The organism is Ligilactobacillus animalis (assembly GCF_009933595.1).
GTDB classification, from domain to species: domain Bacteria; phylum Bacillota; class Bacilli; order Lactobacillales; family Lactobacillaceae; genus Ligilactobacillus; species Ligilactobacillus animalis.
In genome coordinates, this window is record NZ_CP047141.1 from 1,146,452 (window position 1) to 1,171,444 (window position 24,993).

The window sequence follows — 24,993 nt, forward strand, 5'->3', positions numbered from 1 at the left end:
TTATGCTTGTGTCTTGAGTGCACCGACAAATTCGATTATCGCATGCATCTGTTCTTTAGTCTCCGTATTGAAAATATAGCCAACATCTCCCATGATCTCAGCAAATACTCCCGGTACATGTTGGATCTCTTTTAGCTCAGCTCCATATTTTTGTTTGATCTCAGCTAGATCATAGCGATAGTCTTGCTTGTTACTACGTGAAATATAGACACTGTAATATGGACAAGTACTATCTCCATAGAATTTATTTTCTTTGACCAAATGAGCATACTCTTCAAACAAGCTCAACTGATGGGCATGATTCATCAGATCGATCGAAGGTCCCCCCGGCGGACAACAGTTGATCTCTAAGGCATAGAGCTTATCATCTGCTGTTCTAAAGAACTCGAAGTGGAAAAATCTTTCCCTGATATCAAAAGCAGCTACACTTTTCATGCCCAACTCATAAAAATCTTCGGGGATATCCCGTGTCTCATAAAAATACATGTCACCCGTGCGATGGACCGTTTCTAAAGCTGGTTCTTGATAAACAAGCGAAGAATAAAAAACAACGTTCCCTGCTTGATCTGTCAGACCATCAAAAGTTATGATGTCACCCTCAATGAATTCTTCCATAAAGTAAGTCACATTCGGAGTACGTTTGGTCAAAAAATCAGTAAAATCTTTGGGATCACTGATCTTATATGTGTCGCTAGCTCCAACGCCAGAATCAGGTTTAACGATCACTGGATAACCGAACTGTTCTAGCAAATGCCAACCTTCCTCAGCGGTCTGGAAAGCTTTTCCCAATGCAACTGGAATATCGTGGCTCAAAAAGACCTGTTTCATCTTTGACTTATACTTGATCGTATCCATCTCATCGTTCTTATAACCTGGAATATTAAAATCAGTCCGTAATTTGGCATCCTGAAACAACCAATATTCATTATGTGATTCCAAGCGATCGATCTTGCCGTATTTAAAAGCAAAATATGCTACTGCGCGATACATCTGGTCATAATCTTCCATATCATCAACTCTGTAGTACTCACTCAATGCGTTGCGCAAACTCGGTGTCAACTCATCGTAGGCTTTATCCCCGATCCCCAAGGTTGTGATCCCATTATTGCTGAGGCTCACTGAAAATTGCTCAAAATTTGCGGGAAAATGGGGCGAAATAACAATAAAATTCATTATAGCTTGTCCCCTCTAATCAAATTTGTCCCGTTTCGGATAATTTACTTAAATAATATGGCATCTGTTTTTTCCACCAGACCCAGTCATGAGAAACATCCGCTCCCCAGTAATCAAACCAACCTGGGATCTGTTTAGCATTAAAAACCGCTTCAAGTTTACGGGTCTCATCGACTTCTTCCCAAGGCCCTAGACCGGTACAGATGATATAGGTATTTTGCCGATATTTTTCAAAAAACCACGGATCAGCTAAATTCCAGAGATAATCAGTCGGTGAATTGTAGTAAACTAACTCGTCATCGCCATAGTCCCCTACGACAAACCGTAGATCATATAGCCCACTTAATGAAATAACGGTATCAAAGATCTCAGGGAATTTGAGTCCAAAATACATCGCATGATATGCTCCCATCGAACATCCTGTTGTTATCAGTCCGCCAGCCCATTGTGTCTTGTCATAGATGAGCGGTACCAATTTCTCAACGATAAAACGCTCATAATCCATATGTGCTAAGGCCCGATCATGGGGACTCTTCTCATTAGCCTCAAAAGCTTCATTATCGAACGAATCTGGAGTAAAAAAGCGCACCTGACCACTATCGATCCAAGGACGACATGCGGCGATCATCCCAAAATCACCATATTCGTTATGACTGCCACCAGATGCAGGAAAAACTAAGATCGGTCTCCCCGCATGACCATAAACATTAAAATTCATTGAACGCCCCAAAACTTTACTATGTAATTGACATTCCTCAAAATACATGTGATCTCCCTCCACCTTTTTTAATTTACAATGTCTCGGCTACTTTAAGCTCTAACACTGCTTAAAATACTAAAATAAATTTTATTTTACCCATCATTAACTAACTTTAATTTAATTTTCCGTTAATATTAACACAAAATTTAACTAATGTGAATACTATTTATTTATCATTTTATTTTTATACAAATAAAATTTTGATCATAGCTGGACAAAAAGTTTTTTTCAGTATATCTTGGTCATATATGCAAGAAATTGGGAAAGGAACAGCTATATTATGCCGCAAAATAGTTATTATCTTGAGTTACGGACGCACTATCTATTTGTGCCTTATTTTTCAAATGAGCATAAGATCCGAGTACTACTTCCCCGAGATTATTTTCATAATGAGCGCCATTATCCTGTTTTATACATGCACGATGGGCAAAATGTTTTTTACAGTCGCGAAGCGTATGCGGGTTATTCGTGGAAGGTCATTCCCTTGATCAAGCAACACCTTGAACTACCTCAAATGATCATCGTTGGGATCGACAATAGCGATGAACATCGGCTCGATGAATATTCACCTTGGAAGACCGAATTTCAAACGTCTGATAGCACAGGACATTTTGGCGGCCTAGGTCGAGCTTATGTTGACTGGCTAGTAGATACCGTTAAGCCATTTATCGATAAAAAATATCGTACATTGCCCCAACGTGAGACCACACTGCTAGCTGGAAGTTCGATGGGGGGCTATATCACTGCCTATGCTGGCTCATTATATCCTGAGATCTTTGGAAATTTAGGTGTTTTTTCTAGCGCCGCCTGGTTGAATGAAACAAAATTCACGCAGTTTGTCGCCTCTCATCCCCTGATGCCAAGCAATAAAGTCTACATTCAAACTGGAGCTAGCGAAAATGATGCTGGTGACGATGAAGTTTTAGACCCTGAAAAACAGGCCCAGGCCTATATTGATGAAGCCTTACGCTATTATCAGACGCTTTTACGGACAGGGCATTCCTTGGATAATATCTCACTAAATATCTTTGCAGCTGAATCTCACAGTGAGTTTTACTGGGCTAAACATTTCCCAGCATTTTTAAATTTCATATTCAACGAATAGCTGTATAATAAAAAAACGACTGAGGCGCACTCAGTCGTTTTTTATTATACACTGCGCAATTTATTCAAGCCTTCTTGTGTCAAAAAGACCTTCCGTGGCTTAGCACCATGCGCTGGTGAAATGTATTGTTTAGCTTCAAGATCATCAATGATCGCTGCAGCTCGATTATAGCCGATCGAAAAGACGCGTTGTAACTTGGAAGTCGAGATCGTCTCTTCGTTGACGATATAGTCTAGAACGCGTGGCAAGAGATCGTCTTGTTTTTCTGATTCGACAGCACGTTTTTTCAAACTATCAGGATCAAAAGCATACTTCGGCTTACCCTGCTGTCTAACAAAATCAGTTACCAAATCGACCTCATCTTCGATATACGTGCCTTGCAAGCGGGTCGGTTGTCCCGAACCATTTCCCAAATAGAGCATGTCGCCACGCCCCAAAAGACGTTCCGCCCCTGCGGTATCCAGGATAGTTCGTGAATCGACTTGGCTTGAGACCATAAAGGCGATCCGAGTCGGAATATTATTTTTGATCGTTCCCGTCAAAACATCCACACTTGGTCGTTGGGTCGCAACTAATAAGTGGATCCCCGCTGCCCGAGCTTTTTGAGTGATCCGGGCAATATGATCTTGGACCTCAGAAGAAGCGGCCATCATGAGATCAGCTAATTCATCGATCACTACCACGATATATGGTAATTGCAGACCATACTCTCCGGCAGCCTTAGCTTTTTCATTATAAGCCTCTAAATTACGGGCTCCCGCAGCAGCCAGCCGTTGATACCGCTCTTCCATCTCATTTACGAGCCATTTCAACGCTGCCGCAGCTGCTTTAGCGTCAGAGATCACTGGTGCTAATAAGTGAGGCAGATCATGGTAAGGTGCCATTTCTACTGCCTTAGGATCGATCAAGACCAGCTTCACTTCACTAGGCGAAGCTTTGTAGAGCAGTGAGACGAGCAGACTATTGATAAAGACCGATTTCCCCGAGCCGGTAGCTCCAGCGATCAAACCATGGGGCATCTTTTGTAGATCTGTGATCTGAGGTTCCCCAAACAGATCGACACCTAGAGCTACTGTCAATGGTGAAGAGGCTTCTTGGAATTTATCTGAACGTAGAACTTCGGATAACATAACTGGGCGTGAAGTCTTATTAGGGATCTCGATCCCTACACTACTTTTACCTGGGATCGGGGCTTCGATCCGGATATCTTTAGCAGCTAATGCAAGCTTGAGATCATCATTTAAATTGGTGATCTTATTGACCTTGACTCCCCGTCCTAAAGTCAATTCAAATTGCGTAACAGTCGGACCGATCGTCCAATCGCTAACAGTCGCATCAACGTGAAAAGCCTTGAGCGTCTCATTTAACGTTTGGACCTGACTTGCGACCCAATCGTCTAAGGCCGGATCATCATCGATCACTGGTGCAGGCAATAAATTGAGAGGTGGAAACTGATAATGCTTAGGTTCGTACTCAGGTATTGTCGGTTGGGCTGTCACGCTTGGTTGGCTTTGTGTCAAAGAACTCTCATGCGCCAAAGCAGCTTTGAGCCCCGTCATTTTCTGTGGCTCTGATTTAGTAGCGACTTCACTAGTGAGTTCAACTTGTGAAGTAAGCTCTGAAGTTACTTGGCTTTGGCTTACACTTTTTGCCTCACTATTAGCTGGGCTCGTGCTTTGAGCGTGCGTATCACTCACTGAGCTTTGCAACTGGCTAGTCGAACTTGCCAAATAGACCTGACTTGTTGAGTCGTCCAAACTTTCACTAGTCGCTAAACTAGAACTAGTTGTTTGACTGTCCGAAGCTAAGGTCGGCGTTTTAAGTTGTGATGATACAGTCGGGCGTTTAGGCAACTTAGTCTCCGTACTATCACTAATGAGTGGGCGTTTTACCGTTAGATCGATCGCCTGAGTTCCTAACAAAACAGTCCCTTCAAAGAGTAAATAATCCTCAGGAGCTTTCTTCAATGAGCGCACCAATTTATCGTAATCAGGGCGTTTTTTTACGATCCGATCAGCAACTAAAGAGCGCGGGACTTGTCTTGGACTAAAAGCCCGTGGAGACTCGTTTAAACGTTCCTTTTGGTTACTTGTTGCTGTTCTAGTCGGCATTTTTTCAGTTTTGGCTGGTACTTTAGTCTGAACCCGCGCTTTTGTAGCCGGGCGACCATTATTTCTGTAAAAGGCTGGTCCATCATAATGTTCCATGGTGTTCATCCTAACTGTCTGTCTAATTTACTTCTAAATTCATTATAGTAATTATTCAAAATGGAGAAAAGGTTTTTTACCACTTTTATAAAACTTTATGTAAAAAAACACCTAGGACCTACCATAGTCCCAGGTGAGAGCTACTAAACTAAGCTGTAAAAAGCTTAGCCCCCTTTTCAAAATCAAAAGCTGTCTTAGCTTCAAATTCAGCAGGATCAAGAACTAAGATACCACGCTTTTTAGGAGCGTTAGGCAATTCAAGCTCACGGGCTGCACAAACCATCCCATAGCTATCTACGCCTCGCAATTTACCAGGCCAGATCATTGCACCATTTGGCATCATCGCACCAACCTTAGCAACGACCACATTTTGACCTGCTTCAATATTAGGCGCACCGCATACGATCTGTAACGTTTGATCATTATCAACTTCGATCTTAGCGATATGCAAATGATTTGAATCTGGATGTTCTGTCAATTCAGCTACATAGCCCACCACAAATTTAGGTTCATCATCAACGACCAATTCAGGTTCAAAACCAGCTGCTTGTAAAGCTTGATTCAAAGCTTCCACTTGAGCTTGATCCAAGAAAACTTGACCTTTAACAGCTAGATCACCCAAGATCTCACTGACATCAAAAAAATTAAACCCTAAAGTTTCATTATTTTCGGTATTAAAAATACGAACGATCCGTCCTTTTTGTTCAGTTGCTTGCGCTGCTGCTTCAGGGCGCACCATCGTCAATAAAACATCACCCATTTGGGTCGGATTATAGCTAGCAATTAACATTATTTGATACTTCCTTTGTTTTAGATATTGTTCAAGAAGTCTTCTACTTCTTTTTTCGTCTTACGATCTTTATTCACAAAACGAGCTTTTTCTTTACCATCTTCATACACGACAAAACTTGGGATCCCCATGATCATCATTTCTTGGCAAAGGTCGATGTTTTCATCCCGATCGACTAAGATAAATTCGAATTGTGAAAATTCGGCTTCGATCTCAGGCATTGCTGGTTTGATAAAACGGCAATCTGGGCACCAGTCAGCGGTAAAGAATAATACGTACTTTCCTGTGCTCAACTTTTCTTCTAATGCTTTTTTATCCATCTTTGCTAATTTTTCCATCTTAAATACCTCCAAGATAAATTACTTACTTTTTGTATATTATAACTTATCCTCTTGGCTTTTAAAATTTTTTTGCCTAAGCTTTGAAATGAGCTTCGAGTTTATAGATCGGTTGGCCTTTTTGACTGAATTTTTCTTCATATTCAGTCATCACGTTATCTTCAACATCCGGTGTCTGATGAAGATCTAACCACACCTGATCAAATACCATCCCATAATTGTTCAAACTCGTCAATGAATATTCGAACAAGCCACGGTTATCGGTCTTAAATTCAAGATGACCGTCTGCTTGCATCACTTCTTCATATTGAGCTAAAAAGCTCTTATAGGTCAAGCGCCGTTTTTCATTCCGGTTTTTAGGCCATGGATCAGAAAAATTCAAATAGATCCCGCTAACTTCATTTGGTTCGAAGAATTCTGTCAAACCACTGCCATTAGCACATACCAACTGGAGATTAGGTAATTTAGCCTCGAGCTGTTTTTTCAAGGCGATCCCTGTAGCAACTGTCTGCATTTCAAGACCGATAAAATTACGTTCAGGATATTTCTTGGCCATCTCAACGATAAAACGACCCTTTCCCATCCCAATCTCGATATATAGTGGTTGTTCTTTTTCAAAACGACTTTGCCAATTACCACGTAAAGCTGCCGGATCAGTCACGACATATTGTGGGTTTTCTTGGATCAAGGGCTTAGCCCAAGGTTTATTTCGTAAACGCATGATAATTTGCTATGTAGTTAATACATAGACTTCCTTTCAACTAAAATTCACTAAATAAGGGACAAAAGGTTTTTGATGCCTTTTATCCCCATCAATTTAAATATAATTTTGCTTCTTGATTACTTGATTAAGCTTGATAATGTCTTGGTTCATTTCATGGAAATGACCACGCTGATAGTTGTGTTTGATAACCAACAAAAGATTCATGACCGCATACCAATAAATACGCTTCATCATATCCGGTGACGGTTCTTTTTTTGCATACCGCGTCAACCATTGCTTCCAGTCTTTGCGTGGGACATATTGACACATTAACATACTAAGATCTAAAGCCGGGTCAGCTAATTTAACGGCTTCCCAATCGACTAGATATAGCTGTCCTGTCTCAGATAAGAGCCAGTTTTTATGATTTAAATCGCCATGACATACTTCGTAATTCGAGCGTTCAAGTTGCGGCTGGTTCGCCTTCAATCGCGACGTTGCTTCGGCCAATAGCGAATGCTGACGTAATTCAGAACTCAAGCCATTAAAATATTGGGCTAACAGATCAGCCGGCGTATACGTTTTGCCTCCGACCCGTAATAGCATCTTTTTTAAAAGCTTAGAGCCATGCATCCGAGCTAGTAATTCCGAGACCTGGAGCGAACACATCTCTTCGCGTTTTAGCGAACGGCCATTCAACCACTCTTGAGCGGTCAGGGTATCACCTGAGACCGTCCGCTTTGACCAGATCAAGCGGGGAACGATCTCTTCTAATGAAAGGGCCGCTAAAAACGGCGAAGTGTTACGCTTGATGAAGATACGTTCATCGTTATTCACCGCCATATAAGCAGTGCCAGTGTCGCCATCGATCGGTAAGATCTCCCAGCCATGTTCCAAATTGAAATCCATCTGGGGCTCTCCTTTTGAAAATATCGATAACTAAAATAAGTCTACAAAGAACTAGGCTCAGTGTCAAGCTCTTTTTGCTAAGCGCCCCTTAAGATAAGGCCGAGTCAACAATGCGACCTCAAGCACTAAAACGCCTAAGAATTCGAGACTAAATAAACTATTTTGCAACTGGATCCAACTAACTAAAGTAAAAATCACCGCGAGCATAAACAGTAATTGCCCGAGCATCTTTTGAAATGCTCTTTGTTTACCGGTTGGATCCAACGGATAGATGTGCATAAAAACTACTTCATCATAGTGGTGATACAAAGAAAACAATTGGAACCCAAGTAAATAGATGAACAATACCGCTAAAGCCAAGGCTAGCCACGGTTCAGTGATGAAATACAAGATAACAGTCCCCAACACCGTTAACCGTAGGACTAGGCCACTGGTTTCACCATTACGGACCAAGGCCCGCCAATAAAGGTAAGTAAAACTTCCATTAGGCTTAGCTTGCGGTAACAGGCGATCTAAGTAGCGACGCCGTTTAGCTGCGACCTGCAGATTAGGTACATCGGTAAAGAGCGCAAAGAAACGGTATAGCTGCAACATTCTTGCATTTTCAGTCCGGATCGCCCCTTCCCAGTCAAATACAGCTTGGGTCGTAAGAGCTTTTTTTGATCGATCAACATACCCCGTCAAAAGTGTGGCCACTAATAACAGGTATAACGGATCCAAATAAAGACTTGTCCCTAATAAAAGGCCACAAAAACCAACATCTAAGAACCATTTCCAACGTCCACTGGCAAATTGTGCTTGATAAAGTCCTAATAGTTGCCGATCCAGTTGTAAATATTTCAATACTAACAACAACAGCCATAAAAAGATGAGCTGGACCGCGGTCAATTTAGCCGCAACAAGTAAAAATGGAGCTAGGGCCAACATCACTAACGTATCGAACACCCAAGCAAAAACTAACGATGCCCGTAAAGCTTTTTGTAAATACTGTCCCATTTCAGCTTGGCGGGGTGAAATAAATACGATGTCAGCCGGTTTTAACAGCGTTGCTAGCCGTCCTACTTGTAAACTTATGACTAAAATAAGTAACACCAACGGTTTAGCATACCAGAGCTCTTCTTGGGTCGGAAGAGCTTTGATATAATTTGAATAGCCCAAAGCCAAGCCACCTAAGATGAAAAGCAACGCTAAGATGAAGTGATCATTTAATACATAGCGTAAATACTTAAACATCTGCTTTTGATGAGTTTTTTGACGTGTTTTCCACAGATCAAGCATGCTTTTCACCTGCCCCTGTGAGCTTGAGATAGATCGTTGCTAAAGAAGCCGTTTCATCGCCAAACTGCGTCTGCAGACTTGCAAGATCACCCTTAGCCGTTACTTGACCTTGATCGATCATTACAAAGCGATCACAGTATTCTTGAGCTGTACTCAAAACATGTGTCGACATCAAAACGGCTGCTCCAGCTTGCTTTTTTTGATCGATCAAGTCCAAGAGATCTTGGGTCGCTAAAGGATCAAGTCCCAAAAACGGTTCGTCGATGATATAAAGTTTGGCTTCAGTTATAAAAGCACAAACGATCATCACCTTTTGCTTCATCCCCTTAGAAAAATTAGCGGGAAACCAATCCAATTTATTTTCTAATCTAAAAAGCTCGAGTAATTTCTGGGCACGTTGCCAAGCACTCTTAGCTTCTAACCCGTAAGCCATGATCGTTAGCTCGATATGCTCACGTAAGGTCAATTCTTCATATAAGATCGGAGTTTCAGGAATATAAGCCATTTTTTGCTTATATGCTTTAGGATCTGTTTTTAGAGTCACACCCTCTAAAGTTATCGTCCCTTTCTGTGGTCGTAATAAACCAATAATGTGCTTGATGGTCGTGGATTTACCAGCCCCATTCAAGCCGATCAAGCCGACTAATTCACCGGCTTTGACCTCAAATGAAACATCTTTTAGAACTGGAACACGTGAATAACCACCGACTAAATTTTCAACTTCTAATGTCATCTAAATTACCTACTTTATCTAAATTTCAGCGGGATCATAACCCGTTTTATCGGCTGCTGTGATCTTACGTGCGACCTGGCACGGAACTCCGTATGCGACGACATCAGCGGGAATATCATGTGTGACCACACTCCCCGCACCGATCACAGTATTATCGCCGATCGTGACTCCCTGATCGATATGCACGCCCGCGCCGATCCAAACATTATTACCGATCATCACTGGCTTAGCCCGACAGCCACCCAGTTGGCGCTCAGTTTTATCAATTGCATGATCAGCTGTATAAATACCCACCCGGGGACCAAATAAAACATTGTCCCCGATCGTGATCTTAGCCCCATCAAGCATGATACAATCAAAATTCGCAAAAAAATTATCACCGATCGAGATATTCTTACCAAACTCGCAGCGAAAAGTCGGTTCAAAATGGACATTTTTACCGATCTTGCCTAAAATTTTTGCTAACAAAGCTTCGCGTTTGGCAAGACTTTGAGAGTAGCTTTGATCATATGCCGTCGTTAAGGCCATAGTCCTTTGACGCGCTGGCATCAGCTCAGGGTCTAGATCATTATACATCATACCGTTTTGCATCCTATACGTTTGTTTGCCCAACATGCTCTTCCCTCCATTATTTCCTTTTAACATTTAGTTTACAACAATTAGGCTCAGATAGTGTATACTAAAAACAGATTTAAAATTTTTGAAAGAAGGTTTTTATATGACAGACTGTATCTTTTGCAAAATCATCGCCGGAGAGATCCCAAGTGTGACCGTCTATGAAGACGATAAAGTCAAAGCCTTTTTAGATATCTCACAAGCAACCCCAGGTCACACATTGGTCGTGCCTAAAAAGCACGTTGCTGACCTCTTTGAATACGACGAACAATTAGCTAGTGATGTTTTTAGTCGTTTGCCTAAGATCGCGCGTGCAGTCAAAGCATCCGATCCAACGATCAAGGGGCTAAACATCGTCAACAACAACGGTGAAGTCGCTTATCAAACGGTCTTTCATTCACACATCCATCTCTTACCACGCTACAGCAATGAAGATGGTTTTGGAATGACCTTTGCCGATAATTCTGCCGACTACACACCAGAAAAATTACAAGTGATCGCAAATAAGATCGCAGAGCAGATAAAGGACTGAAAAAAATGAAAAAATTTTTGTGGACTTTGACCATTACTGGAGCTCTCGGCGCCTATGCTTATAGTAAGCGCGATGAGATCTTAAAATATCTCACCAAAAAACTGATCGCTTCTGATCAAACTGTAGAGCAAACAACAGATTATCTTGCTAAAGTCGAAAAAGTCAAAGAAAATGCGGCTAAATTTTCCGCAGAACTCAAAGCTTCTGAGCCTGTGATCAACAGTTTGACCCAAGAGATCGAAAGCTATCGTGAACAAGTCGAACCTTTAGCCAAAGAGATCCAAGCTAAACTGCCTCAGCAAAACGATTGATTTTCTTAAAAATTATTAAAACATTGATAATTTAGACGTGACTTGTGTTATATTAGAATTATTAATTTTACGATTGGATGTGTAACATAATGAAAAAATGGTTTGCCGCTTTAGCCGGCGTCTTGTTGACTTTCACCTTAGCGGCTTGTTCATCTAAAACAGTTGCAACAACATCAGGTGGTAAGATCACTGAAAGCCAATACTACGACAGCATGAAAAAGACTACTTCAGGTAAGCAAGTCTTACAACAAATGATCTTAGATAAGATCTTAGAAGGCAAGTATGGTGATAAGGTCACTGATAAAGCTGTTAACAAAGAATACAATAAGTATAAGAAACAATATGGTTCTTCTTTCTCAACTGTTTTAGCCCAAAATGGTATGACAGCTTCAGCATTTAAGAAGAGCATTCGTTCTAACTTATTGCTTCGTCAAGCTGTGATCGCTAATACTAAGATCACTAATGCTGACTTGAAGAAACAATGGAAGAGCTATGAACCAACGATCACAGTCGCACAGATCTTGGTATCTAAGAAAGAAGATGCTGATGCGATCATCGAAGAATTGAAAAAAGACGGCTCTTGGGATAACTTCAAGAAGTTAGCTAAGGAAAAATCGATCGATGAATCTACTAAGAATGATGGCGGTAAGTTACCTTCCTTCAATAACATGGATACTTCCCTTGACAGTGACTTCAAGAAAGCTGCCTTTGCTTTGAAACAAGGTGAATTCTCACAAGAACCAGTTAAGACAAGCTATGGTTACCATGTCATCTACAGCATCAAGAACCCTGGTAAGGGCAAGATGGCTGATCATACAAAAGAATTGAAAGATCAGATCATTGATGAAAAACTAAATGATTCAACAGCATTGCAAAAGATCATTGCTAAAGAATTCAAAGAAGGTAATGTAAACATCAAAGATAGTGACTTGAAAGATGTCTTATCCGATTACATCTCTTCTTCATCTAGCTCAAGCTCAAAATAAGCTTTGAACTTTCAAAGGCTACCTACATTTCGTGGGTAGCCTTTTTTAGTATAAAAAAAGAAGCCTGACACAGCTTCTTTTACGTTCAAATTGCTATCCCTGCAGCTTGTTTAGCTAGTTGATCGGCCCGTTCGTTGAATTTTACTCCAGTATGAGCCGAGATCTTTTGAAAATGGACCTGCAATCCATCTTTAGTGGTAACTTGCTTAACAAACGCAGCATAACGTTTGGTAATATCTTGTTTAGCCTGCCAAGAACCATCGGCCCAGCTAGCGATCCCTTGATAGTCATGACAGATCGTGACTTCCTTCATTCCCAGTGATAGTGCATACTTTAGGGCGTAGATCGTAGCCAACAATTCGCCGCCAACATTGCGTAACCGCAAGATCTCAGCATGCTTATCATCCCGGATCGTTTGTTCATGGACACTTTTGTCATCTTTTACCATTACAAAAGCGCCCCCTACGATCGTCTCATCCGCATTAAAACTACCATCGACGAAAATACTTTCGCTTGGTAAACTTGCAGTTGGACTTTGCCCCGCTAAAAATGCCTTGGCTTCCGCTTCAGTTGCAAATCCCTTGAATACAGGTGCTTTGACTTTTTTTAGTGCAGTTTGGCATTCAGCCCAAGTGCGATAGATCTTACCCGTGTTTTTTATTGCATAAAAATGTTTTTTTGCCATATGACCTCATTGATCTTTTTCATCTATTTTATAGTGTAATTTTTCAATTTCATAGTTTAGTACATGACTTTCAAAATTATCTAACTTGTAATTTAAATAATTCAAAGTTTTTTCGATCTCGCGCTTTTGTTGTTCCAATTTATCACGTTGTTCAACAAGTAATTGTTTTTGGGCAGCACGTGTATCAGTTTTTAAGCGATATAGCTCAACAAATTCAACTAGCGCCTCGATCGATACCCCAGCTTTGCGCATGACCTGAATAAAGAAGACCCATACTCTCCATAGCCACAATAACCACTCTCATTACGTGGGATCTCAGGAAGTAATCCCGATCTTTCCCAATAACGCAAAGTTTCTTTAGTGATGTCAAATTTTTCACTGACCTGTGCGTGATCAGCCTCCAAGGCAATTATTTTTGTTTGGGATGATAGAAATTACGCCCATCCATCCCAAAGATGCGCTCTGAAAAATTGCCCGGCTCGGTATGCCCTAAACTTTTCTTTAGCATTTGGATCGAAGCATCAAGATTATCTAACTGATGTAAAATGTCGGCCTCTAACAAGTGTGGTTGCACTGGAGAACCGTATTCCAATAGTCCATGATGTGCTAAGATCATGTGCCGCAATAAGATCGCATCTTCACTTTCAAGTTCGATCTTTAATGCTGCGCAAGCTTTAACGATCTCTTCATCGACCAAAACGATATGCCCGATCAAATTACCAGCTAGCGTGTAGGTCGTCGCAACGGGCCCCGATAATTCTAAGACCTTACCTAGATCATGTAAAATAGTTCCCGCGTAGAGTAATGCCTTATCAACTTCTTCATATTGTTCGGCCACTGATTTAGCCAAGCGTAAGATCGATAATGTGTGAAAGGCTAAACCACCCGCATAGGCATGATGATTGGACTTAGCTGCGGGAAATTTAAAGAACTCATCGTGGTATTCCTTGAGTAAATAACGCACGATCCGATTCCACGTTGGATTAACGATCTCAAACACATACTGATTCAGTTCTTCTTCCATCACAAGTGTCTTTTCTGGTGCAGCTTGGAGATAAAGTGCCGGATCATTTGGTTCTTCAGCATTAGCTAACCGAAGCTTGAAGATCTTGATCTGGGGATTGTTTTGATAATTTTCACGTTTACCTTTCAAGTGAACTACTTTGCCCGCTTCAAATCGCTTGATATCATCATCTGAAGCATCCCAAAATTTAGCACTGATCACGCCAGAGCTATCAGCAAAATTAAAAGCAATAAACTTTTTGCCATTCTTAGCGATCCGCGTTTCAGCTGACTTGATCAATACAAATAATTCTAAATTTTCATCAACTTTATAATCAAATAATTTTTTTAACACGCTCTTGTCCTATCCATTCATTTATTTTTCCCCGTTTCGTACTAACTTTACCACATTTTCGCTTCAGTTAGTAGGACTAAAAAAAGAGCTCCGCAGAGCTCTTTTGTTCATTTTAATCTTGGTATAATTCTTGAACTGGTTGGAAGATGATCTTGCTTACTTCATCCATCAACATGCTCAAAGCTTGTTCTTTCAACATCAATGTTTGTAATGTTTCAAATTCTTTAGCTTTAGCCCCAGCTTCTTGCAATTCTTTGAAATCGTCTTCTGTGATGTTGCCTTGCATTTGCTTTTGTTGCAATTGACCTTGAAGATCTTGCAATTCCTTGAAGCAAGCATAAGCTTTTTCATCCGCCTTCAAAGCTTCATAAGCTGCTTTTAATTCTTGGTATTGTTGTGTTTGCTTCAAATCTTGTTCCATTTGATTAGCTGTATCATAAATATTGACCATAATATCGCTCCTTCAATTCTTAATATATCTATTATAACGCACTTTGCTAAAAAAGTTTTATCTAAAGCCTTTAAAAACTAATTTCCAAACAGGCTATTTAATGCATCTTTTCCTTTTTGAAGCCACGAATCGGCAGTCTGTTTCCAATCACTCGTACCTTCTTGACCAGCATTTTTGATCTTATCCCACCAGCTCTCATCGCTATCATCGTCAGCACTATTCTCAGCGGCCATCGTTGAGGCGGACTTGACTTCGAATTTATTTTCCTTGGTATATGGTAAGATGCCTTCCATCTGGGTCTTGAACAGACTAGCCCCACCACGATTACCAGCGTCTTCGATCGAATCTTTGCTAGAATCATAGCCGACCCAGGTAGCCACAACTACATCTGGGGTATAACCCACATACCAATGATCGGTATCTGCTGCCATCGGATCGACCCCATTGCCTTGCGTTGAACCGGTCTTACCAGCGATCGTATAACCAGCTGGTTTAGCATTAGTCCCAGTCCCCATTGTATATACATCGATCAACATACTCGTCATCTCATTGGCATTCTTAGCTGAAAGGACTCGCGTCGAATCGACTTCAGTATTATCAACGATCGTCTTACCCGAAGCATCGACGATCTTGGTGATAAAGTGTGGATCATAGCGGACACCATCGTTAGCAAAAGCCGTATAAGCACTTGCGATCTGATAAGGTGAGACCCCTTTTTTAAGTCCCCCTAGCGCTAAACTCAAATTTTCATCAGAAGGATCTAGCGTTATCCCAAATTTTTCAACACTGTCAAAACCGGTTTTGACCCCGATCTTATTTAACAACCAGACCGCGGAAGTATTTTTACTTTCAGCTAAGGCTTTATACATCGGGAGATCACCACCATAAACATTATTCCAATTATGTGGCGTATACTTGTTAGTTCCATAGGCTTTCAATTCGTCAGGCAATTCCGAATCATAATGGTAACCCTTATTCAGAGCCGGAGCATACACCGCTAAGGGTTTGATCGTTGATCCCGGTGAGCGCACCAATTGCGTCCCCCGATTATAGCCCCGAAAGACATGCGTCCCACTCCGGCCCCCAACGACCGCGGCTACACCGCCTGTTTTAGGGTCAAGTGCCACTGAAGCACCTTGAGCTCTAGCCCCATTAGCCGCGTTGTCTGGGAATAAATAGTCATTAGCAAAATCTTCTTGGAATGTCGTTTGGTAATTTTGATCAAGTGAAGTATAGATCTTATAGCCACGGTTCATAATATCTGATTCACTTAAACCATAGCGATTGATCGCTTCTGAGATAACAGCATCAAAATAATATGGATACTTATAACCTGAATTATAGGTATACGTATTATTAGTCACCATTGGTGTAGCTTGATATTCTTTAGTTTGGGCTGCGGTCAGTTTATTGTTATCTTCCATCAAGCTCAAGACTACATCCCGGCGTTTTTTAGAGGCTTCGGGATGGTCGGCTGGATTATAGGCATTTGGACTCGTCAACATCCCCGCTAAAGTAGCTGCTTGTGGAACCGTCAACTGGCTAGCCGTTGTTCCAAAATAGCGTTTAGCTGCATCACCAACGCCCCAGACTCCATTGCCAAAATAAGCATGATTCAGATACATTGCCAAGATCTCTTTTTTACTATAGGTATTTTCGACTTGCATCGCAATAAAGATCTCTTTGGCTTTACGAGAAAGCGTCTGTTCTTGGGAAAGGAAGGCATTTTTGACCAATTGTTGGGTCAAAGTACTCCCCCCACCGGTAACGGCATTACCGCCAGTCAACTTATTTTTGAGATGCATCAAACTGGCCCGGGCGATTCCTTTGACGGAAAAACCATATTCTTTATAGAAGTTACGGTCTTCGGTCGACAATACTGCATCGATAACGTTAGGTGAAATATCATCGATCGAAGTCCAAGTACCTTTTTGGGCATAAAGATAACCCGCCTTTTGATCATTTTTATCGTAGATCTCAGTTGCTTGTTCTAAAGCGTTCTTTAGGCCCTTAACATTAGAAGTTTTGGCTACAAAGGTCAGATAGATACTCATGCATAAAAAACTCGCTAAAAAAATAACTACCAACCACCGCCATAATTGATAACGTCGGCTCTTAGCCAAAAACCAAGTCCAAATTTTTTTACCATAGTGGCTTATAGTTTGGCGCAATTTTTCTAAAAAATCATTCATCGCATAAATTCCTTTTCTACTATCGTTAATTATCATCTTAGCACATCTAAGCAAGGTTCCGCCAAACGTATCTAAAATTTAATAATATTTAAGAATGCACAAAGAGACCGCAACTAAGAGTCACGATCTCAATGATCATTATAGTATAAATGCTTCTACAGCAAATTATCTGGATCAACGTGTTCCATAAATAACGCATAGAGCTGAGCAGCAGCTTCGCGTGAGGGACTGATCACTACTACAGTGTCAAAGCCAGCTAACGTTCCAGCAACTTCTGGTAAAGACAGATCATCTAAGATCGCCGCTAAAACATTCGCATTGCGTGGAGTAGTATGGATCACATTCATAAATTCAACCGTCGTGATCGCTGTGACCGCATCAGAAATTGCTTTATACAGCTTATCTTGTTCCGATTGATTGTTAGCTTTAAAGATCACATAGCGTAACTTACCATTACCATCCTGTTGCTTAACGATCTGCATTTCCCGGATATCGCGTGAGATCGTCGCTTGCGTTGCACTGATACCAATAGCTTGTAGCGCCTGCATCAGCTCTTCTTGATTAGAGATGACTTGCTGATTTATCAGCTGCTCGATCTTTCCTTGGCGCATTTCTTTTTTCACAAAAATCACCTCAAGACAAAAGATTGTATCTCTATTTTAACAAACTTCCGCAGGCAAGCAAAATTAGGCTTACTCGATCTCGTCTAAAAATTCAACTAAACTCATTAAAACCTGTATTCGCGACATAATCCATCACTAGCTCGCGGTCTAACAAGAGCTTGCGCCGTCCCCGTTTAGCTAAGCCTTGACTGCAGTATTCTTTGATGATCATGTTGACTAGTGAGGTAGAGGCACGAGTGTAAGAAGCTAAAACGTTTTGATCGATCCGCCGAGGCAAACGGACCCACTTCTCATCGGTAACTTTCCCATAGAGCACCGCTAAGTAGAAAAGTGTATTCTTGATCCGTTCTCTTGTCGATGATAGATTGCAATAAATGTTGTAGATCCGTTCTTTTTGCAATTGGTATGCCATCTGCTCACGTAGCATTTCATTGAAGAAAGGCGATTTATCTCGATATTCATGCATAATATCTTCAGGAATAACAATAATGATCGCTTTATCCGAAAATACGACCAACTCTTCTTCCGTATGATCTTCATCAAATACCTCGTGCGAAGGATAGAATAACTCTTGTTGCTTATAAAACGTCATATATTGGTCTTTATCACTTTCATAATTGTAATACCGGCTTGCCACCAACCCACTGACTAAAAAGCAAGCAAAGTCACCCTTAAATCCATTGAACATCAACATATCGTTGTAGTCATAAACCATTGCTCGACAAGATGTGCGAAATTTTTCTTGGTCTTTTTCTGATAAATTTCCGATTTTTTGAATCAGATCAAAAACATAATCCTCTTTTTTTGCATAATTGTTGATCTTCACCACGAAACTCCCCCTTATTGTTTGTTGCACCAAGTTTACCACTAAACAACTGGCGCAAAACTTATTTATCAATAAATTATTTCTAACGGTGATTTCATAAAAAAAGCCGATCACACTGTGGCGATCGACTTTTGAAAATTACATTTCGTCTGGAGCTGCTACCCCTAAGAGGCGCAATGCTTCTTTTAAGACATCAGCTACACTAGCTACTAAAGCTAAGCGTGCTTCTAATTGGTCATCTTCGACCAAGATCTTAGAATGAGCATAGTACTTGTTGAAGGCTTTTGCCAAATGGATCGCATACTTAGCGATCACAGATGGTTCGTATTCTGCGACTGCACGAGCAACAGTTTCTGGGAATTCGCCCAATAGACGCAAAGTTTCCCAAGCATTTTCATCTGTTACAGCATAGGCCTTAGCCGGATCGATCTTCGTCACACCAGCTTTACGTAAAATACTCATTGCACGAGCATGTGAGTATTGAACATATGGACCAGTTTCACCTTCAAAACGTACGACTTCTTCTAAATCAAAGTCAAAGTTGTTCAAACGTTCATTCTTAAGGTCATGGAAGACTACCGCACCAACACCGACTTCTTCAGCAACTTGATCTTTATTAGCTAAACCAGGATTCTTAGCTTCGATCTGTTCTTTAGCCAAGGCAACCGCATCATCCAAAACTTTTTCTAACAAAATGACACGACCCGAACGTGTAGAAAGCTTCTTACCACCTTGTGTGATCAAACCAAATGGAATGTGATGGATATCATCGGACCAATCATATCCCATTTCTTTTAAAACGGCCTTCAATTGCTTGAAGTGATTTGATTGTTCGTTACCAACGACATACAAGGATTGGGCAAAGTCATAAGTACGTTTACGATACATTGCTGCGGCTAAGTCACGAGTAATGTAAAGTGTCGCCCCGTCAGTCTTTTTGATCAAAGCAGGATTCAAGTTATAGGCTTCAAGATCCACGATCTGAGCTCCTTGACTTTCTTTTAATAATCCCTTGTCTTCTAAGATCTCGACTACTTCATCCATCTTGTCGTTGTAGAAAGCTTCACCGTTGTAAGAATCAAATTCGATCCCTAAACGATCATAGACAGTTGTGAAAGCTTTAAGTGATTCTTCACGGAACCATTTCCAAAGACGAGTTGCTTCTTCATCCCCATCTTCTAAACGTTTGAACCAATCACGGGCTTCATCATCTAATTGAGGATTTTCAACGTCTTCTTGGTGGAAACGTACGTAATAACCTAATAAGGAGTTGATCGGATCATTTTTAACTTCTTCTTCACTTCCCCAAAGTTCATAAGCACGCATCAATTTGCCAAATTGGGTGCCCCAGTCACCTAGGTGGTTGATCTTGACTGGTTTGTAACCGGATTTTTCCATTAAAAGAGCGATCGAGTTACCGATCACAGTTGAACGCAAGTGGCCCATCGACATTGGTTTAGCGATATTAGGCGAAGACATATCGATCGGAACTTGGCGGCCATTGCCAGTCGTTGCATCCCCAAAATGTTCTTGTTTAGTCAAAACATCATGCAAAACATCTTCACTAAAAGCTGCCTTATCTAAGAAAAAGTTTACGTAAGGTCCCACAGCTTCAACTTTTTCAAAATTAGTCGTATCGATCTTTTCGACCAATTCTTGCGCGATCATTTGTGGTGCTTTACGCAAGACCTTAGCCAATACGAATGCTGGAAAAGCATAGTCCCCTAACTTAAGATCTTTTGGTTGTTCGATCTTTTCAATGATCGCTTCTTCATTTAACTGGCCATCAACTGCTGCATATACTGCTTGAGCCACTAATTGTTTGTAGTCCTTCATCATTATATCCTCCTTTAAAAATAAAAACGTCTCTTGCATAGCGTTAAATAACACTTTGCAAGAGACGAGAAATTCCCGCGGTACCACTCTATTTGATCAATATCCACTCAAATATTCACTTGTACTCTAAAAAGCGCGCTTCACCTGCTTACACGATCTGGCTCCCACCACCCCAGACTCGCTTACCGCTGCCACAGGCTACTTTTCTTTTATCATTGAGTTTTCTTAACTTAAATAAAAAACATCTCCGGCCGAAACCAAAGATGCTCTTTGAAGCGGGTGACGAGAATCGAACTCGCGACATCAGCTTGGGAAGCTGGGATTTTACCACTAAACTACACCCGCAACAACAAAGATAATTATAGCACCCTTATCTTCGTTTGTCATCTTTTTTTTGAATTTTTATGCTGGCTTCTTTTTCATGTGATCTAAAGCTACTACAGCACGGTTATGGAAATCGCTCACGACTACGGTATCATCTTTATGATGTTCCAAGATCTCAACCACTGCAGAATTTTCATAGATCTTTTCGATCGCGCCGACAAAATCATGCGTCAATGAAGCAAATTTATCACATGTCACTTTGTCGCCAACTTTTAATTTTGTTTCCATTGATTAATATTCACCTACTTTGCCTGGCAATGTCCTATGAATATTAACAAACTTTAATGCTATATGCAAGTACCTTAGTCCATAAATTTGACTTTATTTAAATTTTTTAACAATTCTTACTGTGACCCGTTACACTAACCCACCATAGCGCTCGGTCAAATAGTCTATAATAACGCGGATAAAAGCCTGTGTCGAAGGTGTTTGCTGGGCTTTATTGTGTGTTACTAAGGCAATCGTCCGAAAATATCGCTTGGCAAAAGGATACTGCACGACATTGCCCGAAAGTTTTTGTAGAGCTAATTCTGGCAAGATCCCAAAGCCTAGTCCTGATTCGACCATTGCAATGATCGAGGCATCATCGATACTGTATTGGATCGAATTGACTGAAACATTATAGTCATCCAGAGCCTCTTTAGTATTGCGATCATAATCGATCTCTTGGAGAATAAACGGTTTATCCGCCACATCACTAGCCACGACGGCTTTTTTATCTTGGGGCGTAAATCCCTCAGGTGCAACACAATAGATCTCATCTCGATACAACGGTACAACTTCCAGATTTTCTTTGATCGGTAAGGCGGAAAAACCAATATCGATCTCTCCTAATTTGATCTGCTGGATGACTTCATTAAAGTTGCCCTGCCAAACCGAAACTTCGATCTCAGGATAATTTTTTTTGAAGGTATTGATCATATCAGGGAGCCAATTGATACAGACACTACTAAAAGCCCCGATCCGCAACCGTCCTTGGTCTAACCCGTTGATCCGAGCGGCTTCTTCTAATAACTTATCTTCGGTATTCAATAGTTCACGGACGATCGGTAAGATCTTTTCTCCAGCGGAAGTCAACTGGACTCCATTGCGATTACGGAAAAACAATGCAAATCCTAACTCTTTTTCAAGCCCATTGATCGAATGACTGATCGCTGATGGTGTCACATTCAATACTTTGGCTGCCGTCACAAAAGCTTTTTGCTTAGCGACCTCGCTGAATGCTTGATACATAAAATTACTCATCTAGTTTCCTGCCTTGTCCAAATCATTTCCTTAAAAATATCATTTCTCTACTTAGAAGACAAGTAAAAAAGCGAACCAGATCCAGTCCGCTTTTACACTAGGCTAAGTCTTTTAGTTCGCCATCGATCCCAGAAAATTTTCCTGTGGCTTTCGTCCCGATATCGTGGCGATAGTAACAATCAGTAAATTCATGTTGCGCTAAATAACTATAGGCTTTTGCCTGTGCTAGCTGAAGATCATCTTCTAGCGCTAACACACACAATAAACGACCACCATTACCGATAAACTGCTCTGCCTTTTCACTGACATTAGCATAATCGATCTTGATCTCATCTGTTGTTTTTAATTCGGGCAAAACTTGTCCTTTGAGATACTCACCCGGATAACCAGAAGCTGCTACGACTACGCCTAAGCAAGCTTTAGCTGTTACTTCGATCGCTGGTAATGCGTTGCCATTAAGCGCACAGTCTATCAATTCTGCAAAATCAGATGTGATCCGCGGTAAGACGACCTGCGTCTCGGGATCACCTAAACGTACATTGTATTCAATGACTTTCGGGCCTTGTTCGGTCATGATCAACCCGATATATAAGATCCCGCAGTAATCAAACTCTTCTTGGCGCAAACCAGCGATCGTTGGTGCAACAACTTCACGTAACATCCGCTGATAATCAGCTTCTGGCAATTGTGGCAACGGACTATAAGCCCCCATTCCACCAGTATTCAACCCTTTATCAAGATCAAAAGCTCGCTTATGGTCTTGCGCCATCGGAAGTATCCGATAATCTTTACGGCCTACCGCAACAAAGAGTGAATATTCTGCTCCAGATAAAAATTCCGAGAGCACGAGCCGTTTTTGCCCTTTTTTAAACATCAAAGCGATCTCTTCTTTAGCTTGTTCCTTTGTTTGGGCGATCACGACCCCCTTACCAGCTGCTAACCCATCAGCTTTGATCACGACCGGTTCACTAAATTCTGCTAGCCCTGCAATAGCTGAAGCTGAGTCGGAAAAAGTGGCAAAGCTTGCCGTTGGAACAGCATATTTATTCATAAAGCGCATCGCAAAGTCTTTTGACCCTTCCAACTGAGCTGCTGTCTTAGCTGGACCAAAGATCTTTAGCCCATCTGCTTCAAATGAATCCACGATCCCAGCGACTAACGCATTTTCCGGTCCCACAAAAGTCCAGGCGATCTCTTCTTCATAACAAAAACCTTTAAGTGCCGGAAAATCAAGCTCAGAGATCGCAACCGGTATGATCCCATCCACTGTCATCCCCGGATTACCTGGAGCACAATAAACTTGACTAACATGTGGACTAGCTAATAATTTTTTAGCGATCGCATGTTCACGTCCACCAGAACCAACGACTAATAACTTTAAATCATCTTTCATTTGCGTTTCACCCTCGCCCATTAGTGTCTAAAGTGTCTGATACCTGTAGTCAACATTGCGATCCCATACTTATCAGCCATCTTGATCGAATCTTCATCGCGGATCGAGCCACCCGGTTGAATGATCGCCTTGATCCCATTTTTAGCCGCATATTCAACACAGTCATCCATTGGGAAAAAGGCATCTGAGGCTAAAACTGTTTCATCATTGATAAAGTCTTTAGCATGTCCCACTGCGATCTTGGTCGAGTCGATCCGATTAGGTTGACCAGCCCCGATCCCTAATGTGCGTTCAGTATTAGCTACTACGATCGCATTAGATTTAGTGTGCTTGACAGCCTTTAAAGCAAGTAATAACGCTTTTTCTTGTGCTTTAGTTGGCGCTTTTTTCGTAACAACAGTCCAGTCAGCTGGATCTTCTAAAGTCATATCTTGTTCTTGGACCAACAAGCCACCCATGACCGAAACTGTTTCAAAGGCTGGAGTTTCATCTTTAGCACTAAAATCTAACTCTAATAAACGTAAATTCTTCTTTTGTTTCAAAACTTCTAAGGCAGCTGGCTCAAAACCAGGTGCGATAATGATCTCTAAGAATAACTTATGCATTTTTTCAGCCGTTTTGACATCGACTGGACGATTCAATACGATAATGCCACCAAAGATCGAGATCGGATCAGCCGCATAAGCTAGATCCCACGCTTTTTCCAAGTTATCTGCTTGTCCGATCCCACATGGATTCATATGTTTTAAAGCGACCACGGTCGGGCCCTCAAATTCGCGGGCGATCCGCAGTGCAGCGTCGGCATCCTTGATATTGTTATAAGATAATTGCTTACCATTTAATTGTTTAGCGGAAGTGATCGCATATTTTTTAGGTAAAGCATCCCGATAGAACCAAGCCGGTTGGTGCGAATTTTCGCCATAGCGCATTTCAGACTCCAATTCATAGGTCAATGTCAACTTCTCTGGTGCAACTTCATGTAATTGCTCAGCAAAGTAATGGGCGATCATCGCATCATAGCTGGCTGTATGTGCAAAAACTTTAGCCGCTAACTTTTTACGCGTTGCTAAAGTCGTATTACCTTCATTGTTCAATTCTTCTAAAACTTTCTCATAATCAGCCTTGTCGACGACCACAGTCACATCATTGAAGTTTTTAGCGGCCGAACGCAACATACTTGGACCACCGATATCGATATTTTCGATCGCATCGGCAAATGTCTTGCTAGGATCGGTGATCGTTTCTTTGAAGGGATATAAGTTGACACATACTAGGTCGATCGGTCTGATCGCTAACTTTTCCATGGTTGCAACATGCTCGGGTAAATCACGTCTTCCCAAAAGTCCCCCGTGGATATATGGGTTCAAGGTCTTGACCCGACCATCCAAGATCTCAGGAAAATTAGTCACCTCTTCTACTGCCAGGGTCTTGATCCCAGCTTCTTCTAACATTTTTTGAGTACCACCTGTCGAAATGATCTCAAAATCATTTGCGACTAATCCTTTGGCAAATTCAACGATACCACTTTTATCTGAAAGACTGATCAATGCTCTTTTCACGC

Annotated in this window: 25 protein-coding genes, 1 tRNA gene and 1 pseudogene; 4 read left to right on the plus strand and 23 right to left on the minus strand. The window is 41.3% G+C overall.

Annotated elements, in window-relative coordinates; all coding sequences use genetic code 11:
• Positions 1-1,173 (minus strand): ATP-grasp domain-containing protein, encoded by a 1,173-nt coding sequence (locus tag GSR62_RS05665; RefSeq protein ID WP_066023993.1) that lies wholly within the window; start codon positions 1,171-1,173, stop codon positions 1-3.
• A gap of 19 nt (positions 1,174-1,192) precedes the next feature.
• A complete protein-coding gene (locus GSR62_RS05670) occupies positions 1,193-1,939 on the minus strand; it encodes an esterase family protein (protein ID WP_066023994.1) in 747 nt (248 codons plus the stop codon).
• A 274-nt stretch (positions 1,940-2,213) separates the two neighbouring features.
• Here GSR62_RS05670 and GSR62_RS05675 point away from each other — a divergent pair, with 274 nt between their 5' ends.
• Entirely contained in the window at positions 2,214-3,038 is an 825-nt protein-coding gene (locus GSR62_RS05675; protein ID WP_066023995.1) for an alpha/beta hydrolase, read from the plus strand.
• Between the two features lie 44 nt (positions 3,039-3,082).
• On the opposite strand, the gene GSR62_RS05680 is transcribed toward GSR62_RS05675, so the two are convergent.
• The 8 genes from GSR62_RS05680 to GSR62_RS05715 all read right to left on the minus strand — a co-directional run bounded on the left by GSR62_RS05680 (position 3,083) and on the right by GSR62_RS05715 (position 10,611).
• A complete protein-coding gene (locus GSR62_RS05680; protein WP_066023996.1) occupies positions 3,083-5,245 on the minus strand; it encodes a DNA translocase FtsK in 2,163 nt (720 codons plus the stop codon).
• A 148-nt stretch (positions 5,246-5,393) separates the two neighbouring features.
• Positions 5,394-6,035, minus strand: coding sequence for a YtpR family tRNA-binding protein (gene ytpR, locus GSR62_RS05685; RefSeq protein ID WP_066023997.1), 642 nt, complete (start codon positions 6,033-6,035; stop codon positions 5,394-5,396).
• A 20-nt stretch (positions 6,036-6,055) separates the two neighbouring features.
• A complete protein-coding gene (locus GSR62_RS05690; protein WP_035449260.1) occupies positions 6,056-6,373 on the minus strand; it encodes a thioredoxin family protein in 318 nt (105 codons plus the stop codon).
• A 76-nt stretch (positions 6,374-6,449) separates the two neighbouring features.
• Positions 6,450-7,094, minus strand: a complete 645-nt coding sequence (gene trmB / locus GSR62_RS05695; RefSeq protein ID WP_066023998.1) for a tRNA (guanosine(46)-N7)-methyltransferase TrmB — start codon at positions 7,092-7,094, stop codon at positions 6,450-6,452.
• A gap of 96 nt (positions 7,095-7,190) precedes the next feature.
• The gene (locus GSR62_RS05700) at positions 7,191-7,985 is read right to left on the minus strand and encodes a phosphotransferase family protein (protein ID WP_035449264.1); all 795 of its coding nucleotides are present in this window, start codon (positions 7,983-7,985) and stop codon (positions 7,191-7,193) included.
• A gap of 63 nt (positions 7,986-8,048) precedes the next feature.
• Positions 8,049-9,263, minus strand: coding sequence for an ABC transporter permease (locus tag GSR62_RS05705; protein ID WP_066023999.1), 1,215 nt, complete (start codon positions 9,261-9,263; stop codon positions 8,049-8,051).
• Positions 9,256-9,996, minus strand: coding sequence for an ABC transporter ATP-binding protein (locus tag GSR62_RS05710; protein ID WP_035449269.1), 741 nt, complete (start codon positions 9,994-9,996; stop codon positions 9,256-9,258). The genes GSR62_RS05705 and GSR62_RS05710 overlap by 8 nt, the downstream gene beginning before the upstream one ends.
• Before the next feature lie 18 nt (positions 9,997-10,014).
• Positions 10,015-10,611, minus strand: coding sequence for a sugar O-acetyltransferase (locus GSR62_RS05715; RefSeq protein ID WP_083213894.1), 597 nt, complete (start codon positions 10,609-10,611; stop codon positions 10,015-10,017).
• Positions 10,612-10,714: 103 nt separating this feature from the next.
• Here GSR62_RS05715 and GSR62_RS05720 point away from each other — a divergent pair, with 103 nt between their 5' ends.
• The 3 genes from GSR62_RS05720 to GSR62_RS05730 all read left to right on the plus strand — a co-directional run bounded on the left by GSR62_RS05720 (position 10,715) and on the right by GSR62_RS05730 (position 12,440).
• Entirely contained in the window at positions 10,715-11,143 is a 429-nt protein-coding gene (locus GSR62_RS05720; RefSeq protein WP_010689211.1) for an HIT family protein, read from the plus strand.
• Between the two features lie 5 nt (positions 11,144-11,148).
• On the plus strand, positions 11,149-11,454 hold the full coding sequence (locus GSR62_RS05725) for a hypothetical protein (protein WP_066024000.1): 306 nt from the start codon (positions 11,149-11,151) through the stop codon (positions 11,452-11,454).
• A gap of 89 nt (positions 11,455-11,543) precedes the next feature.
• A complete protein-coding gene (locus GSR62_RS05730; protein WP_035449271.1) occupies positions 11,544-12,440 on the plus strand; it encodes a peptidylprolyl isomerase PrsA in 897 nt (298 codons plus the stop codon).
• Between the two features lie 85 nt (positions 12,441-12,525).
• On the opposite strand, the gene GSR62_RS05735 is transcribed toward GSR62_RS05730, so the two are convergent.
• The 13 genes and pseudogenes from GSR62_RS05735 to purH all read right to left on the minus strand — a co-directional run bounded on the left by GSR62_RS05735 (position 12,526) and on the right by purH (position 24,991).
• The gene (locus GSR62_RS05735) at positions 12,526-13,125 is read right to left on the minus strand and encodes a ribonuclease H1 domain-containing protein (RefSeq protein WP_035449273.1); all 600 of its coding nucleotides are present in this window, start codon (positions 13,123-13,125) and stop codon (positions 12,526-12,528) included.
• Positions 13,126-13,131: 6 nt separating this feature from the next.
• Positions 13,132-13,529 (minus strand): annotated as a pseudogene (locus GSR62_RS05740) (MerR family transcriptional regulator).
• 5 nt (positions 13,530-13,534) lie between these two features.
• The gene (locus GSR62_RS05745; protein WP_035449275.1) at positions 13,535-14,482 is read right to left on the minus strand and encodes a 3'-5' exoribonuclease YhaM family protein; all 948 of its coding nucleotides are present in this window, start codon (positions 14,480-14,482) and stop codon (positions 13,535-13,537) included.
• A gap of 112 nt (positions 14,483-14,594) precedes the next feature.
• Positions 14,595-14,933 carry a YlbF family regulator gene (locus GSR62_RS05750; protein ID WP_035449277.1) on the minus strand — a complete coding sequence of 113 codons (339 nt, stop codon included), beginning with the start codon at positions 14,931-14,933 and terminating at the stop codon, positions 14,595-14,597.
• A gap of 77 nt (positions 14,934-15,010) precedes the next feature.
• A complete protein-coding gene (locus GSR62_RS05755) occupies positions 15,011-17,125 on the minus strand; it encodes a PBP1A family penicillin-binding protein (protein ID WP_035449280.1) in 2,115 nt (704 codons plus the stop codon).
• 155 nt (positions 17,126-17,280) lie between these two features.
• Positions 17,281-17,748 (minus strand): arginine repressor, encoded by a 468-nt coding sequence (locus GSR62_RS05760; RefSeq protein WP_010689219.1) that lies wholly within the window; start codon positions 17,746-17,748, stop codon positions 17,281-17,283.
• Positions 17,749-17,839: 91 nt separating this feature from the next.
• Positions 17,840-18,574, minus strand: coding sequence for a Crp/Fnr family transcriptional regulator (locus GSR62_RS05765; RefSeq protein ID WP_010689220.1), 735 nt, complete (start codon positions 18,572-18,574; stop codon positions 17,840-17,842).
• A gap of 138 nt (positions 18,575-18,712) precedes the next feature.
• Positions 18,713-20,410 carry an arginine--tRNA ligase gene (argS, locus tag GSR62_RS05770; RefSeq protein ID WP_010689221.1) on the minus strand — a complete coding sequence of 566 codons (1,698 nt, stop codon included), beginning with the start codon at positions 20,408-20,410 and terminating at the stop codon, positions 18,713-18,715.
• Between the two features lie 274 nt (positions 20,411-20,684).
• Positions 20,685-20,755 (minus strand) — tRNA-Gly (locus GSR62_RS05775).
• A gap of 57 nt (positions 20,756-20,812) precedes the next feature.
• Entirely contained in the window at positions 20,813-21,022 is a 210-nt protein-coding gene (locus GSR62_RS05780) for a hypothetical protein (RefSeq protein ID WP_010689222.1), read from the minus strand.
• A 129-nt stretch (positions 21,023-21,151) separates the two neighbouring features.
• Complete coding sequence (locus GSR62_RS05785) at positions 21,152-22,039, minus strand: LysR family transcriptional regulator (RefSeq protein ID WP_035449283.1); 888 nt, start codon at positions 22,037-22,039, stop codon at positions 21,152-21,154.
• Positions 22,040-22,136: 97 nt separating this feature from the next.
• On the minus strand, positions 22,137-23,432 hold the full coding sequence (gene purD, locus GSR62_RS05790) for a phosphoribosylamine--glycine ligase (RefSeq protein ID WP_010689224.1): 1,296 nt from the start codon (positions 23,430-23,432) through the stop codon (positions 22,137-22,139).
• A 20-nt stretch (positions 23,433-23,452) separates the two neighbouring features.
• A complete protein-coding gene (purH, locus tag GSR62_RS05795; RefSeq protein ID WP_066024001.1) occupies positions 23,453-24,991 on the minus strand; it encodes a bifunctional phosphoribosylaminoimidazolecarboxamide formyltransferase/IMP cyclohydrolase in 1,539 nt (512 codons plus the stop codon).
• Between the last annotated feature and the right edge of the window lie 2 nt (positions 24,992-24,993).

What these genes read in the sequence shown, in the direction of transcription:
- GSR62_RS05665 (WP_066023993.1), bottom strand. Translation starts at nt 1,173, where the DNA reads ATGAATTTTATTGTTATTTCGCCCCATTTTCCCGCAAATTTTGAGCAA.
- GSR62_RS05670 (WP_066023994.1), bottom strand. Translation starts at nt 1,939, where the DNA reads ATGTATTTTGAGGAATGTCAATTACATAGTAAAGTTTTGGGGCGTTCA.
- GSR62_RS05675 (WP_066023995.1), top strand. Translation starts at nt 2,214, where the DNA reads ATGCCGCAAAATAGTTATTATCTTGAGTTACGGACGCACTATCTATTT.
- GSR62_RS05680 (WP_066023996.1), bottom strand. Translation starts at nt 5,245, where the DNA reads ATGGAACATTATGATGGACCAGCCTTTTACAGAAATAATGGTCGCCCG.
- ytpR (WP_066023997.1), bottom strand. Translation starts at nt 6,035, where the DNA reads ATGTTAATTGCTAGCTATAATCCGACCCAAATGGGTGATGTTTTATTG.
- GSR62_RS05690 (WP_035449260.1), bottom strand. Translation starts at nt 6,373, where the DNA reads ATGGAAAAATTAGCAAAGATGGATAAAAAAGCATTAGAAGAAAAGTTG.
- trmB (WP_066023998.1), bottom strand. Translation starts at nt 7,094, where the DNA reads ATGCGTTTACGAAATAAACCTTGGGCTAAGCCCTTGATCCAAGAAAAC.
- GSR62_RS05700 (WP_035449264.1), bottom strand. Translation starts at nt 7,985, where the DNA reads ATGGATTTCAATTTGGAACATGGCTGGGAGATCTTACCGATCGATGGC.
- GSR62_RS05705 (WP_066023999.1), bottom strand. Translation starts at nt 9,263, where the DNA reads ATGCTTGATCTGTGGAAAACACGTCAAAAAACTCATCAAAAGCAGATG.
- GSR62_RS05710 (WP_035449269.1), bottom strand. Translation starts at nt 9,996, where the DNA reads ATGACATTAGAAGTTGAAAATTTAGTCGGTGGTTATTCACGTGTTCCA.
- GSR62_RS05715 (WP_083213894.1), bottom strand. Translation starts at nt 10,611, where the DNA reads ATGTTGGGCAAACAAACGTATAGGATGCAAAACGGTATGATGTATAAT.
- GSR62_RS05720 (WP_010689211.1), top strand. Translation starts at nt 10,715, where the DNA reads ATGACAGACTGTATCTTTTGCAAAATCATCGCCGGAGAGATCCCAAGT.
- GSR62_RS05725 (WP_066024000.1), top strand. Translation starts at nt 11,149, where the DNA reads ATGAAAAAATTTTTGTGGACTTTGACCATTACTGGAGCTCTCGGCGCC.
- GSR62_RS05730 (WP_035449271.1), top strand. Translation starts at nt 11,544, where the DNA reads ATGAAAAAATGGTTTGCCGCTTTAGCCGGCGTCTTGTTGACTTTCACC.
- GSR62_RS05735 (WP_035449273.1), bottom strand. Translation starts at nt 13,125, where the DNA reads ATGGCAAAAAAACATTTTTATGCAATAAAAAACACGGGTAAGATCTAT.
- GSR62_RS05750 (WP_035449277.1), bottom strand. Translation starts at nt 14,933, where the DNA reads ATGGTCAATATTTATGATACAGCTAATCAAATGGAACAAGATTTGAAG.
- GSR62_RS05755 (WP_035449280.1), bottom strand. Translation starts at nt 17,125, where the DNA reads ATGAATGATTTTTTAGAAAAATTGCGCCAAACTATAAGCCACTATGGT.
- argS (WP_010689221.1), bottom strand. Translation starts at nt 20,410, where the DNA reads ATGAAGGACTACAAACAATTAGTGGCTCAAGCAGTATATGCAGCAGTT.
- GSR62_RS05780 (WP_010689222.1), bottom strand. Translation starts at nt 21,022, where the DNA reads ATGGAAACAAAATTAAAAGTTGGCGACAAAGTGACATGTGATAAATTT.
- GSR62_RS05785 (WP_035449283.1), bottom strand. Translation starts at nt 22,039, where the DNA reads ATGAGTAATTTTATGTATCAAGCATTCAGCGAGGTCGCTAAGCAAAAA.
- purD (WP_010689224.1), bottom strand. Translation starts at nt 23,432, where the DNA reads ATGAAAGATGATTTAAAGTTATTAGTCGTTGGTTCTGGTGGACGTGAA.